12 protein-coding genes, 1 tRNA gene and 1 pseudogene are annotated in these 12971 nt (G+C 72.5%); 7 read left to right on the top strand and 7 right to left on the bottom strand.

The window, feature by feature from the left end:
• The first annotated feature begins 20 nt into the window (after positions 1–20).
• The 5 genes from CW362_RS24465 to CW362_RS44735 all read left to right on the top strand — a co-directional run bounded on the left by CW362_RS24465 (position 21) and on the right by CW362_RS44735 (position 4501).
• Positions 21–1115: a ferritin-like domain-containing protein gene (locus CW362_RS24465; RefSeq protein ID WP_103551677.1), complete on the top strand. Its 1095-nt coding sequence runs from the start codon at positions 21–23 to the stop codon at positions 1113–1115.
• Positions 1116–1208: 93 nt separating this feature from the next.
• Positions 1209–2921 carry a class I adenylate-forming enzyme family protein gene (locus tag CW362_RS24460; RefSeq protein WP_103551676.1) on the top strand — a complete coding sequence of 571 codons (1713 nt, stop codon included), beginning with the start codon at positions 1209–1211 and terminating at the stop codon, positions 2919–2921.
• 157 nt (positions 2922–3078) lie between these two features.
• Positions 3079–3170, top strand: a tRNA-OTHER gene (locus CW362_RS43445).
• Positions 3171–3317: 147 nt separating this feature from the next.
• Positions 3318–4082, top strand: coding sequence for an SAM-dependent methyltransferase (locus CW362_RS24455; protein WP_206301050.1), 765 nt, complete (start codon positions 3318–3320; stop codon positions 4080–4082).
• 161 nt (positions 4083–4243) lie between these two features.
• On the top strand, positions 4244–4501 hold the full coding sequence (locus tag CW362_RS44735; protein WP_240658007.1) for a hypothetical protein: 258 nt from the start codon (positions 4244–4246) through the stop codon (positions 4499–4501).
• A gap of 80 nt (positions 4502–4581) precedes the next feature.
• On the opposite strand, the gene CW362_RS24445 is transcribed toward CW362_RS44735, so the two are convergent.
• The 6 genes from CW362_RS24445 to CW362_RS24420 all read right to left on the bottom strand — a co-directional run bounded on the left by CW362_RS24445 (position 4582) and on the right by CW362_RS24420 (position 9729).
• Positions 4582–5778, bottom strand: coding sequence for an NAD(P)/FAD-dependent oxidoreductase (locus tag CW362_RS24445; RefSeq protein WP_103551674.1), 1197 nt, complete (start codon positions 5776–5778; stop codon positions 4582–4584).
• Between the two features lie 112 nt (positions 5779–5890).
• The gene (locus CW362_RS24440; RefSeq protein WP_103551673.1) at positions 5891–6835 is read right to left on the bottom strand and encodes an RNA polymerase sigma-70 factor; all 945 of its coding nucleotides are present in this window, start codon (positions 6833–6835) and stop codon (positions 5891–5893) included.
• Between the two features lie 69 nt (positions 6836–6904).
• Positions 6905–7471, bottom strand: coding sequence for a putative immunity protein (locus tag CW362_RS24435; RefSeq protein WP_240658005.1), 567 nt, complete (start codon positions 7469–7471; stop codon positions 6905–6907).
• A gap of 266 nt (positions 7472–7737) precedes the next feature.
• The gene (locus CW362_RS24430; RefSeq protein WP_103551672.1) at positions 7738–8127 is read right to left on the bottom strand and encodes a cupin domain-containing protein; all 390 of its coding nucleotides are present in this window, start codon (positions 8125–8127) and stop codon (positions 7738–7740) included.
• 57 nt (positions 8128–8184) lie between these two features.
• On the bottom strand, positions 8185–8817 hold the full coding sequence (locus CW362_RS24425) for an MBL fold metallo-hydrolase (protein WP_103551671.1): 633 nt from the start codon (positions 8815–8817) through the stop codon (positions 8185–8187).
• Positions 8818–9030: 213 nt separating this feature from the next.
• Complete coding sequence (locus CW362_RS24420) at positions 9031–9729, bottom strand: FadR/GntR family transcriptional regulator (protein ID WP_103551670.1); 699 nt, start codon at positions 9727–9729, stop codon at positions 9031–9033.
• 186 nt (positions 9730–9915) lie between these two features.
• Between CW362_RS24420 and leuA the strand changes: the two genes are divergently transcribed.
• Positions 9916–11715, top strand: a complete 1800-nt coding sequence (gene leuA / locus CW362_RS24415) for a 2-isopropylmalate synthase (protein ID WP_103551669.1) — start codon at positions 9916–9918, stop codon at positions 11713–11715.
• 124 nt (positions 11716–11839) lie between these two features.
• On the opposite strand, the gene CW362_RS24410 is transcribed toward leuA, so the two are convergent.
• Entirely contained in the window at positions 11840–12586 is a 747-nt protein-coding gene (locus CW362_RS24410) for an AraC family transcriptional regulator (RefSeq protein ID WP_103551668.1), read from the bottom strand.
• Positions 12587–12640: 54 nt separating this feature from the next.
• Here CW362_RS24410 and CW362_RS24405 point away from each other — a divergent pair.
• Positions 12641–12971, top strand: a pseudogene (locus CW362_RS24405) (MFS transporter); the annotation flags it as partial.

Genomic DNA, 12971 nt, shown 5'->3' with positions numbered 1-12971 from the left:
CCGAACACGAAGGGCTGGTCATGAACGTCACCGACGGGACGCCGGGGAACACGAGCTGGACGTTTCCCGCAGCCGGCGACAACTTCTTCACCTGGGAATACGACTCGGGGCGCGAACGACTGCTCAGTCTCTACCAGAAGGGCAAGGACAAGCAGTGGGACAGCGCCCGGCGCATCGACTGGTCCCTCCCCGTCGACCCCTACGACGCCCTGGGCACCCCGGAGAAGACGCTGGCGCTGTACGGGTCGCGGCAGTACGCGAAACTGAACGAGCGGGAGCGCCAGGAGATGCGGCAGCACATGGCGGCCTGGGAGTTCAGCCAGTTCCTGCACGGGGAGCAGGGCGCGATGATCTGCTCCGCCCGCATCGTCCAGTCGGTCCCCGACATCGACTCCAAGTTCTACGCCGCCACCCAGGTGATGGACGAGGCCCGGCACGCCGAGATATTCACCCGCTTCCTCGACGAGAAGATCGGCCTGTCCTATCCGATCAACCCGCACCTCAAGTCCCTCCTGGAGGACGCCCTCAACGACGCGCGCTGGGACCTGCCCTACCTGGGCATGCAGGTGCTCATCGAGGGACTCGCCCTGGCGGCCTTCGGAATCCTGCGGGACCGGACCGACAAACCGCTGCCCAAGCAGATCCTGGCGTACGTGATGCAGGACGAAGCACGTCACGTGGCGTTCGGCAGGCTGGCGCTGCGCGACTACTACGCCGAGCTGTCGAGCGCGGAGATAGCCGAGCGCGAGGAGTTCGTCATCGAGGGCTGCCATCTGATGCGGGACCGGTTCCGCATGCAGGAGGTGTGGGAGAACCTCGGCTTCGACATGAAGGAGTGCATGGAGTACATGAACCGGGGGCCGCGCATGCGCGCCTTCCGGTCACTCCTCTTCGCGCGGATCGTGCCCTGTGTCAGGGACATCGGCCTGTGGAGCCCCGCCGTCCGGAACGCCTACGACGCCATGGGCGTCCTGGACATGGCCAACAGCGACCTGGTCAAGCTCATGGAGTCCGACGAGATGCAGGCCGACGAGCTCGACAGGGAGCGGCGGGAGACGCTCGCCCGGACGGCCGAGGTCGAGGAGAGCATCGCGCTGGGTGCCGCGGACTCCTGAGGCACCGTCCGTGGAATCCCCCGCACCCCTCGCCCGGCGCCCCTCTCCCCCGGTCCCGGTCTCCACCACCCACCTCCCACCCAGGCGGTGCCCATGAACCCGACGCCCTCCCCGGCCGGCCGGAGCGGAAGACCACGGCCGGCGTTCCTGGACGACTGCGCCCCGACCCGGTTCCGGCGCCGGCTCAGCCCCTTCTCCCGGCTGCCGCGCACCGGGCGCATCGGCGAGGTCTGGCACCTCGCCGCGCGGCACGGCAGGTACGGCCCGGTGATCGTCGACCGCGCGCCGGACGTCGACCCGCGGGGCCCGCTGGAACGCAGCTACGCGCAGTGGGCGTCCCTGGTGGACGACCTGGCCGCACGGCTGTACGCGCTGGGGGTACGCCCGTGGGACCGGGTCGCCGTCATCAAGCGCAACCATCTCGACGTGGCCCTGCTCGCCTCGGCCGCCGCCCGGATCGGCGCGGTTCCCGCGCTGATCACCGACAACCATCCCGCCGAGACGCTCATCGTCCTCCTCCGACGGCTGGAGCGCCCCTTCCTGGTGGCGGACCGGCGGGTCCTGGAACGGCTGGCCCTCGACGGGGAAGGCCTGGCCCGGCTGACGGAAGGCACGGCCTGTGTGGACGCCCCCGGCCCGGACCGGTCCGGTGTACGGGCCTTCACCGACCTGGCCGGCGGACCGGCGCCCCCGGTCGGCATGCGCGAGCCGCACGAACCGATGGTCATCACCCATACGTCGGGCACGACGGGGACACCCAAGCTGGTGCTGCACTCGGCCCGGTCCCTCTACTCCCTGGGTCTGGTCGAGACCGAGCGGTGGCCGGTCGTCCGGCTGCGCGGGAACGACACGGTGGCCTTCTGCCACCCGTACTCGCACCAGCGGGTCATCACCGGACTGCTGCCCCTGACCACCGTCGGGCCGAAACTGCTGATGCTGTCCGACCCGGAATCACCCGCCGCGCACGCCCTGTTGGCCGAGCACGCCCCCACGCTCGTCGAGACCCTGCCGAACGCGTTCCTGGCCTGGGAGGACCTGGCCCGTGACCCGCGCCGGCCGTTCCGCGACGTCCGGCTGTTCATCAACTCCTTCGACGCCATCCACACGCGCACCGTACGGACCTTCCTCGCGGCCACCGACCGCCGGCTGCCCGTCTGGGTCCAGTCGTGGAGCCAGACCGAGGCCGGTGCCGTCGCCATCCGCCCCTATCTGCGGGGATCGGTGAGGCGACGGGGCCGTCGTCCACCGCCGACCCAGAACCTGGGATGGCCGGTACCGGGGTTCGGGAAGGTGCGCGCGGTCGCGCCGGAGAGCGGTGACCCGGTACCGGCCGGGCAGGTGGGTCTGATCCAGTTCTCGGCACCCGGCCGCTGCCTCGGCTACGTCGGAGAACAGGAACGGCACACCGCGAAGTGCGAGGGCCCCTGGTGGAACCTCGGCGACATGGCGGTCGTCGGCCGGTGGGGAGCGGTCCGGCTGATCGACCGCGAGGTCGACCGGATCCCCGGTGCCAGCGCGCTGGAGATCGAGGACGTGCTGCTCGACCGGCTGCCGCAGATCACCGAGGTGGTCGTGCTCGCCGTCCGGGGCGCCCACCCCCAGCCGGTGCTCAGTCTGCGGGAGGGGACCTCCCTCGAACCCGGGCAGTGGCGTCGGGCCACGGCGGACCTGCCCACGATGGCCGCCCCGCTCCGGATCCGCTGGGAGGAGTTCCCGCGCACCGCGACCTGGAAGATCCGGCGCACGCTGCTGCGCGAGCAACTCCTCACCGGAGCCACCGGGGTCGGATCCGGACGGTGGACGTGATCCGTCGGCCACGGGACGGCCGCTGACCGCTCGCGGCGCCGGGCGGCCGGGGCCGGCCCGGCGCCGCGGGCTCCTGCCGGATACGGCTGAGACCCCCGTCTCAGCGCCGTGCAAGCCGAAGCTGCCATGCTTCATACGTCACCCACCGAGGGCGACTGGAGAGATTCCCATAGCGGCCCAATGGGGATCGGAGACACCTCCGATCAGGGGTTTCGCCCCACGCAGGTTCGAATCCTGCTCTCTCCGCCACAGCCCGCCGCGCCCGCCGCCTCATGGCCGGGCGCGGCGGGCTGTCTGGAGCGCGCAGCGCCCAACCGCCCTCCGGGGAAGCAGGCATGACGGCTCCTCAGAAAATCTGGTTGCGCCCGGACGGACGATCGGCTTGGGTTCGTGCTCGTGACCGTCCTGAGTGATCTCGTACGCCCGGACCGCTATCCACGCTCCTCCCGCTACGACCCCGCCTGGCTGCTCGGTCTCGACATGGGGCCCAACCCGTTGTGGCTGCTGGAGGACCTGGGCCGGAACCTCGACCTGCGCCCGGGAACGCGGGTCCTCGACCTCGGCTCCGGCAAGGGGGCCACATCGGTGTTCCTGGCCCGCGAGTACGGCGTCCAGGTCGTCGCGGCCGACTGGTGGATCGCTCCCGAGGAGGCGGCGGCCGTGTTCGCCGAGGCGGGTGTCGGCGACCGGGTGCGGGCCGTACGGGCGGAGGCGCACGCCCTGCCGTTCGAGGAGGAGAGCTTCGACGCCGTCGTGAGCGTGGACGCCTTCGAGTACTTCGGTACGGCGGACAGCTATCTGCCCCACCTGGTGCGGTTCCTCCGGCCCGGCGGACAACTGGGCATCGCGACGCCCGCGTTGACCCGGGAGATCCGTGAGCTCGGGGCGATCCCGCCCCACATCAAGGAGGTGGTCGGCTGGGAGGCGATCGCCTGGCACACCGCGGACTGGTGGCGTTTCCAGTGGGAGATCACCGAACTGGTGGAGGTCACGTCCGCGCGGCTGCAGCGGGACGCCTGGAAGGACTGGCTGTTGTGGGCCCGGGCCGGGGCCGAGCACCATCCGGACGGCCGGAGCGCGAACCGGCCCGTCATCGACATGCTCACGGAGGACGGCGGGAAGCTGCTCTCCTTCGCCCTGGTGACGGCACGGAAGAACTGAGCGGACCCCACACCCTCACCGCTCCGCCCCGGCGTCCCGCCCTCGTCCCCGGCTCCGCGGGCCGGGCTGCGCGGCCGTCATGGAGAGGAGCATCTTGCGCGTCTCCTCCGCACGGGGGGAGGGCCCTGACGGCAGCGCGCGTTCCCCAGGTTGGACGGCGCGTGGGCTTCTCCGCCGGTGTGTCCGAGCCGCCGGAAGAGCGCGCGGGCCCGCTCGAAACGTTCGGCCGCGGCCGGGTGGTCGCCCAGTCTCGCCAGGACGATGCCCATGTTCCCGAGGGTGCCGGCCTCTCCGAACGTGTGGTCCGTCCGCCGGTACAGCGCCAGCGCCTGCCGGTAGCGCTCGATCGCGGCCTGGTGGTCCTCGAGCAGTTCCTGGACGATACCGAGGTCTGGTGCACGGTGCTCGTGCAGGCCTGAGACAACCTCGGAAGGCGGCGAGCGCACATCTGCTCGCCGCCTTCCGGCGTACTCGCGTGACGCCGGATCCCCGGGCGGGGTCAGGCGGTCACCTCCGCCCGGGCGGGGTCCTGGGTCCCCTGCCGCACGACCCGCCGACGCCGGGACGGCAGGCCCATCGTCGGGTTGGCGACGCCCCAGGCCGCGCCCTTGCAGATCAGCTCCTTGTAGAGGGCGGCCGTGCGGCCCGTCAGGGCGCGGTCGACGGCCCGGTCGTCGGCGGTGACGAACTGGATCAGGCCGTCCTTCCGGCCGAGGGAGACGCACTGCTGGAAGTAGCGGATGGAGACGTGGGGGACCTTGGTGCCGGCGAGCCGGGCGGCGATGGCGTCGGCGGCCTGCCAGGCCATGGGGACGCCCGAGGCGCAGGACATGCGCAGGGGCTTGCCCTGGGGACCGACGGCCATCGCGGCGTCGCCCACGGCGTACACGTCCGGGTGGGAGACCGAGCGCATCGTGGTGTCGACCACGATCCGGCCGTGCTCGGTGACCTCCAGGGTGGTGGCCCCGGCGATCGGGTGGACGGCGAAGCCGGTGGTCCAGACGGTGACCGCGGCGGGGACGGTCCGGCCGTCGGCGGTCGTCACACCGTCCGCCGCCACGGCGGTGACCGTCGTGTGCTCACGGACCTCGATGCCGAGCCGGTCGGTCACCTTCCGCAGGTGGGCGCGGCCCTTCGCGGAGAGCCAGTCGCCGAGGGCGCCGTGGGCGGCCAGGGAGACGTCGAGGTCCGGACGGGCCTCGGCGATCTCGGTGGCGGCCTCCAGGCCGGTCAGGCCGCCGCCCACGACGACCACGGGCTCGCCGGCGCCGAGGGCGCCGAGGCGGTCGCGGAGGCGGCGGGCGCCCGAACGGCTCGCCACCTGGTCGGCGTGCGCGGCGGCACCGGGGACGCCCCCGTCGTTCCAGCCGCTGCCGAGGGCGTAGACCAGGGTGTCGTACGAGAGCTCGGCCGGGCCGTCGGCACCGGTGAGGGAGACCGTCCTGCGGTCCACGTCCACGGCGGTGACGCTCGCGACCTTCAGCTCCACGCCCGTACCGGCGAACATCTCGCCGAACGGCCGGGGCTCGAGGTCCTGGCCCGTGGCGAGCTGGTGCATCCGGACGCGCTCGACGAAGTCGGGCTCGGGGTTGACGAGGGTGATGGCGACGTCCTCGCGGTGCAGCCGCTTGGCGAGGCGGCCGGCGGCGGTGGCTCCGGTGTAGCCGGCTCCGAGGACGACGATGCGGTGCAGCATGTCCGTGCTCCTGTCTGGACGGGTCCGCCGTTGTCCGGCGTGGTGTCGCCCCTTGAACCGGGCAGCCCGGCGTTTCCTGACAGGATCAGAATGTGACCTGCGCCACATCGCGTCAGAGGGTGTGGAGCGGGCCCTCCCCGTGGTCCATCGCGGCCCACCGCCGGGTCGCGCGGACGAGTTTGTCGGGGTTGACCTGGCTGCGGACCGCCACGATGCCCTCCGCGGTGACCTCCAGACAGGTGATCCCGACGACCCGGCCGTCCACGACCGCGACGATCGCGGGCCCGCCGTTGGCGGTGGTGGCGTACACGTCGGGCGCGCCGCCGACGTACTTCCGCTTGGCGTCGCTCGGCTTGAACAGGCCGCGCAGGAAGGTGGCGACCGCGTGCGCGCCCTCGAACGCCTTCGCGCGGGCCGGGATCTTGCCGCCGCCGTCGCCGACCGAGACGGCGTCCTGGGTGAGCAGGCGGACGAGGGGTTCGGTGCGGCCGCTGGTCGCCGCCGCCAGGAACTCCTCGACGATCCGCCGGGCGGCGGCCTCGTCGACCTCGGTGCGCGCCTTGCCCTCGGCGACGTGTTTCTTGGCCCGGTGGTAGATCTGCTGGCCGGCCGCCTCGGTGATGTCCAGGATCTCGGCGATCTCCCGGTGCGGGTAGTCGAAGGCCTCCCGCAGGACGTACACCGCCCGCTCCTTGGGCGACAGGCGCTCCAGCAGGACGAGGACGGCGTACGAGACGGACTCGCGCTGCTCGGCGGTGTCGGCGGGGCCGAGCATCGTGTCCCCGGCGAGCAGCGGCTCGGGGAGCCACCGCCCCACGTACGTCTCGCGCCGTGCGCGGGCCGAGGTCAGCTGGTTGAGGCAGAGGTTGGTGAGGACCTTGGTCAGCCAGGCCTCGGGCACCTCGATCCGGTCGGCGTCGGCCGCCTGCCAGCGCAGGAACGTCTCCTGCACGGCGTCCTCCGCGTCGCCCGACGAGCCGAGCAGCCGGTAGGCGATAGCCTCCAGCCGGGGCCTGGCGGCCTCGAACCGGTCCACGTCACTCATGATCAGGGCCATGCCCGCGATCCTAGGGCCTGTCCGGCGATCCGCGTCGTCGCCCGGCGACGACCCGGTGGCGCGGGCTGTTCATCCGGACGCCGAGAGCCGCCCGGCGGGGGGAAGCGAACGAAGGCCCTCGTCCAGCATGCGGATCAATTCCCCCACCCGTCTGCCGCCTTCCGGTGCGGCCGGGAAGCGTTCGAGCACCTCCACGACGACCGGTGTCGCGCGACGGAGCGCCCGTTCGACCTGTTCGGCACCCGTGCCCGGATCGTGGCCTGCGACCAGTTCGGCGGCTCTGGCCGCGTGGGCGCCCGCGCCCAGGATGTGCTTGACCTGGGTCGCCTTGGCCAGCGGATGCAGATAGGCGGCGCCCGCCGCGGACATCGCCGCCCGAGCCGCCTCGCACGCGGCCTCGGTGTCCGCGCCCCTGGCCGCCCTGAGGGCCGCCCACGCCGTGTCGCGCAGGGACTTCCCCCGCTCACCACCCCGAGCGAACTCCCACGCGGCGCCGACCGCCTCCCGGGGCCGCGAGTCGCCGGGCTGATCCGCCTCGAACACCTCGAGCACCACTTCCGCGCACGCCGCGGCGAACGCGGTGACCTCGCGAAGGTCCTGCTTGCTCAGAACGATCTGGTTCTCTTCTCCTGACACTCCCCCATCTTCGTTCATGGCGCGGGGGGACTCCGTCGGCGCAACGGTGCCGGGGCGCTCGCGCGGCGGGTTCACCACCGAGCCGCGCCCGGCCCCCGAACAGGGCCGGCGGCCCATGCCGATCGCGGTGGCGGCCGGGTGGCGCGGTGACCCGCCGCGGTTCGGACCCGCGCCGTCGCCACGCGACACGACGGACCAGCGGTACGCCACGGGGCGGCCGTCCTCGGTGCCGGCGTCGGCGAGTGGCCGCGGCCATCGCCCACGTGTCAGGTCCGCGGTTGCGCCCGGTCCTCCTCGGCCACCGCGTAGCCGGGCACGGACGGCCATCGAACGGTCAGCACCACCGACTCCTCCTCCGCGAGCCACGAGTGGTCGACTCCGCGCCCCCACACGACGTAGTCACCCTGCTTCTCCAGAAGGACGCTGCGGCCGGGCAGTTCGACGCGGAAGCGACCACTGACGAGGACCAGGAGAGCCGTGCGTTCTTCGCCCCTCACCCACTGCGATCGCTCGTCGGCACGGGGGTGGACACCCCATTTGATCTCCACGGCCTCGCTGTGGCGCGGGTCGTCGGCGTCCTTGAAGTGCCCGAGGAGCCATCCTCGGTCCAGTGCCGCGTCCTCGCCCGCGTTGCCCACGTACACGCTGTCCTTCACGTGGGCGAACGCTAGCAGCCGCTCCCGCCCTCGCGGCCGGCGTTCCCGACACCCGTCCTAGTGGACCGTCACGGCCTCCCCGACCGGGACACGTGCGTACTCGGTGCCGCCCTTGAAGTCCAACCAGCCGTCGAAGTACTCCTGGCCCAGCTCGTTGAGCGTGGCATCGTGAATCGGGAACGCGCGCTTCGGCCGCACCTCCCGCACGAAGTCCAGCGCCTCGGCGAGCTTGAGCCAGGGCGCGGCGGCCGGCACGAGCAGTGTCTCCACCGGCGACGGCGGGACGAACAGCGAGTCGCCCGGGTGGTAGACCTTCCCGTCGACGAGGAAGCCGAGGTTGGCGCAGCCGGGCAGGCCGTCGTAGATCTCGGCGTGCGTCCCGCCCACGGCGTCGACGGTGAACCCCGCCGCGGTGAACCGCTCTCCCGCCTCGACGGCGACCGCCGCGCCTCCCAGTTCGGGGGCCGACTCGGCCGCCGCCGACGGCAGGTGCACCCGGAACGCGGAGTTGCGCCGGGCCGCCGCGACGAGCTTGCCCGCGTCGAGGTGGTCAGGGTGCTCGTGCGTCACCAGCACCTCGTCGGCCCCGTCGAGGGCCTCGGCCTCGGAGAACGTCCCCGGGTCGATCACCAGCACCCGGTCGCCGTCCTCCAGGCGCACACAGGCGTGGCCGTATTTGATCAAGCGCATCCCCCCACTATGGCAGGCGGCCGAAGACCGGGGGCCGATTCGGTCGGACCGCGCCGGAGTTCGGACCGTGCCGGAGTTCGGACCGCGCCGGAGTTCGGACCGCGCCGGAGTTCGGACCTGCCGCAGCGCGGCCGCCGGCCCGGGCACCCCGGCGAGCAGCTCGGCAGGGACCGCCGCACGACGCGCCCGGGTCGCCGGTCACCGGGACACGCCCTAGCGGCCCGGCCGGGAGCGGAGAAGGGCGAGGGTCTGCTCGAGCTCGTCGCGCAGTACGCGTGCGGCGGCCTCGGCGTCTCCCGCCACCACGGCGTCCACCAGGGCGGCATGGCTCTCGTCCCCGTGGTGGGGATCGCCGGAGCGCAGGTCGAGCAACTCCACCAGATCGAGCAGCCGTTGCTCCAGGACCGGTACGAACTCGGCGAACAGTCCGGTGAGGACCGGGTTGTTCGCCGCGGCGACCACGGTTTCGTGCAGGGCGATGTCGGCCCTGACGAACTCGGCGTCGCCGGCGTTCCCGGCGTCACGGCGCCGGGCCAGGGCTTCCCGCAGAGCGGTGACGTCGGCCTCGGTGCGGCGCCGGGCCGCCAGCCGCGCGGCTTCGACCTCGACGAGCACGCGGACTTCGTAGACATCCGTGACGGCCGCCCGCCGGAGCCGGGCGGACCAGTCCTCATGGGGCTTGTCCGCGATGACGAAGACACCTGACCCCTGGCGTGCCTGCACCAGCCCGGCGCCGGCCAGGGCCCGCAGGGCTTCGCGGACGGTGGAGCGCCCCACACCGAGGGCCTTGGCCAGGGTGGTCTCTCCGGGAAGCCTCGTCCCCACGGCCCACTCGCCACTGGTGATCTGCTCGCGCAGGTGGTCGGTGGCCTGCTCGACCAAGGGGGACGGCCGCAAAGCGCCTAGTGACATGTGAGGTTCACCCTTTCATTCCTCAGCTTGTCTGAGGAGCTGAGCTGTCGCTATCGTATCCCGCATGCTGCTGCGCGAGCTCCTTCTCCTCGGCCGCCGCTGCGGGGTCTGACACGACCGGCACCCCGCAGCGGGGTACGGGGCTGTGCCGGTCTCCGGATGGCTGACTGAAAGAAGTCCCGCACGATGGCTCCCTCTTCCCGAAGCGCGATGTTCCCCACCCTGCGCACTCCTTCCGGTGACGTCCCCGCGGACGCGCCGAGGTGGAACCCCCAGCGTCCGAGCGCGATGCCGCACCGGCGCTACCTGCCCGTGCACCAGCGGGTCGCGCTGCCCCTGACGGACAGGGCCTGGCCGTCGCGCCGGCTCGAACGGGCCCCGCTGTGGGTTCCGGTCGACCTGCGGGACGGCAACCAGGCACTGGCCGAGCCGATGGACACCGAACGCAAGCGGCGCATGTTCGACCTCATGGTCGCCATGGGCTTCAAGGAGATCGAGGTGGGCTACCCCTCCGCGAGCCGGACCGACTTCGACTTCGTGCGGCACCTGGCCGACAGCGGCGCCGTCCCCGACGACGTGACCGTCTCCGTGTTCACCGCGGCCCGCCAGGACCTGATCGACCGGACCGTCGCCTCCGTCGAAGGCCTTCCCCGCACCCTCGTGCACCTCTACACCGCGACCGCGCCCACCTGGCGGGACGTGGTGCTGGACCGCTCCCGTACGGAGGTCCACGCGCTGATCCTCGACGCCGCCACCCATCTGATGCGCCGCGCCGAACAGCGGCCGGGCGCCGACATCCGGTTCGAGTTCTCCCCCGAGGTCTTCAACCTCACCGAGCCGGACTTCGTCCTGGAGGTGTGCGACAGCCTGACCGAACTGTGGGAGGCGAGCCCGGACCGGCCGGTGGTCCACAACCTGCCGGCGACGGTGGAGATCGCCACTCCCAACGTGTACGCGGACCAGATCGAGTACATGGACCGTCACCTGGCGCGCCGCGCGTCGGTCATCCTCTCGGTCCATCCGCACAACGACCGCGGGACCGGCGTCGCCTGCGCCGAACTCGCCGTCCTGGCGGGCGCGCAGCGCGTCGAGGGGTGCCTGTTCGGCAACGGCGAGCGCACGGGCAACGTCGACCTGGTGACCCTGGCGCTGAACCTGTACGCGCAGGGCGTGAACCCGATGGTCGACTTCTCCGACATCGACGCGGTGCGCGAGGTGGTGGAGCACTGCACCCGGCTGCCGGTCCACCCCCGTCACCCCTACGGGGGCGACCTCGTGCACACGGCCTTCTCCGGCACCCACCAGGACGCCATCGCCAAGGGGCTGGCCCACCACGCCGAGCGGGCCGCCGAGGCGGGCGTCCCCGCCGGGGAGGCTCCGTGGGCGGTGCCGTACCTGCCCATCGACCCGGGCGACATCGGCCGCACGTACGAAGAGGTCATCCGTATCAACTCCCAGTCCGGCAAGGGCGGCATCGCGCACCTCCTCCGGGCCCACCACGGCCTGGACCTGCCCCGGGCCATGCGACCGGACTTCTCCCGGGCGGTGCAGCACGTCACCGACACCACCGGCCAGGAGCTCACCCACAAGGAACTGTTCGAGCTCTTCCGCACCACCTACATCACCCCGGCCCTGGACGGCCCGGTCACCCTGGAGTCCTGGAGCACCACCGAACCCGCCCCGGGCGAGCACCTGTTCAGCTGCACGCTGCGCGCCGACGGCCGGGAGCACGTCCGCAGCGGCACCGGGAACGGTCCGCTGGCCGCCTTCACCGACGCCCTGCGCGGCATCGGCGTCACCGTCGACATCCTCGGCTACACCGAGCACTCCACCGCCACGGGGCCGGGCAGTCCCGCCGTCGCCTACGCCGAGTGCCGTGTCGGCGACACCACCTGCTGGGGCGCGGGCCGGGACACCTCGGTGCTCACCGCCTCCGTCCACGCGGTCATGGCCGCCGTCAACCGCTCCGGGCGGGCCTCCTCGTGAACGCTCCCCGGTGCCGCGCGCACTGATCGGTGCGCGGGACGGGCGAGGCTGACGGTCGTGGGGGTGGGGCCCCCGGGGGGGGGGCCCCCCCCCACGGCCGGCCGTCGGGACCATCAGGAGGTGCTCACCGCCGCGGCCGGTGGGAGCCCGGGGTGTGGCCGAGGACGCGGCGGAAGACGTCGATGAACGCGCTGGCCGACGCCCAGCCGCACAGGTGCGCCACGGTGGTCACCGGCGTGTCCTCGGCCAGCAGGACCAGGGCGTGGTGCAGGCGCAGTTGGGTGCGCCACTGCGGGAAGGTCATGCCGAGGTCGTTCCGGAACATCCGGGACAGGGTGCGGTCGCTCGCTCCGACCTCCCTGCCCAGCGCGGCCAGCGTACGGTCGTCGGCCGGATCGGCGCGCAGGATGTCGCACAGCGCCCGGAGCCGGTGGGCGGTCGGCATGGGCAGGTGCAGGGGCTGCTGCGGCGAGGCTCGCAACTGGTCGAGCAGCACGGCCCGGAGCCGGAGGCGTTCGGGACCGTCGTCGTCCGGGGCGCGGGTGTAGGCGAGGATCAGCTCGCGCAGCAGGGGGCCGACGGCCAGCACCGTCGGCGCCTCCAGGCCGAGCGGGTTCTCGTCCCGGGGAAGCCCGACCAGATGCAGTTCGAGTTCGCCGTGGGCCTGGTGGGCGTGGACCGTGCCCGCCGGTACCCAGATGGCACGCGTACCGGGCGCGACCCAGGAGCCCGCGTCGGTGGTGACGGCCAGCACTCCACGGCCGGCGTAGACGATCTGGTGGTCGTCGTGCCGGTGGGCGTCTATCTCCGCACCGGACGCCAGCCGTTGGGCACGGGTGGGTGCGATCGGCTCATGGCGGATCTGCGTCATCGGTTGGCAGGTTATCGGAAGCACGACGCATCGCCCGGTGACGACCATGGTGGGGTGTCGAAGAACAGATCGATCATGCTGCTGTCGGTCGGGCATGCCTGCGTCGACGTCTACCAGGGCGCGGTGGCGTCCCTCGTCCCGTACTTCGTCGCCGAGCGGGCTTACGGCTACGCCGCCGCCTCCGGCCTCGTGCTCGCCGCCTCGGTGCTGTCCTCCGTGGCGCAACCGGTGTTCGGCGTGCTCACCGACCGCCGGCCGATGCCCTGGCTGCTGCCGCTGAGCACCCTCCTCGGCGGACTGGGCATCGCGCTGAGCGGGGTGAGCGGCTCGTACGGGCTGACGCTGCTGTTCGTGGCGGTGTCCGGGCTCGGTGTCGCCGCCTACC

It is taken from the genome of Streptomyces populi (genome assembly GCF_002911015.1).
Classification (GTDB): domain Bacteria; phylum Actinomycetota; class Actinomycetes; order Streptomycetales; family Streptomycetaceae; genus Streptomyces; species Streptomyces populi.
The sequence above is the reverse complement of the archived record's forward strand: the minus strand, read 5'-3'. Positions and strand labels throughout refer to the sequence as shown.

Bases quoted from the DNA above. Each gene is read 5' to 3' on its own strand.
- CW362_RS24465 (WP_103551677.1), top strand. From the start codon at position 21: ATGAACGTCACCGACGGGACGCCGGGGAACACGAGCTGGACGTTTCCC.
- CW362_RS24440 (WP_103551673.1), bottom strand. From the start codon at position 6,835: ATGGCCCTGATCATGAGTGACGTGGACCGGTTCGAGGCCGCCAGGCCC.
- CW362_RS24460 (WP_103551676.1), top strand. From the start codon at position 1,209: ATGAACCCGACGCCCTCCCCGGCCGGCCGGAGCGGAAGACCACGGCCG.
- CW362_RS24420 (WP_103551670.1), bottom strand. From the start codon at position 9,729: ATGTCACTAGGCGCTTTGCGGCCGTCCCCCTTGGTCGAGCAGGCCACC.
- CW362_RS24425 (WP_103551671.1), bottom strand. From the start codon at position 8,817: ATGCGCTTGATCAAATACGGCCACGCCTGTGTGCGCCTGGAGGACGGC.
- CW362_RS24445 (WP_103551674.1), bottom strand. From the start codon at position 5,778: ATGCTGCACCGCATCGTCGTCCTCGGAGCCGGCTACACCGGAGCCACC.
- leuA (WP_103551669.1), top strand. From the start codon at position 9,916: ATGGCTCCCTCTTCCCGAAGCGCGATGTTCCCCACCCTGCGCACTCCT.
- CW362_RS24410 (WP_103551668.1), bottom strand. From the start codon at position 12,586: ATGACGCAGATCCGCCATGAGCCGATCGCACCCACCCGTGCCCAACGG.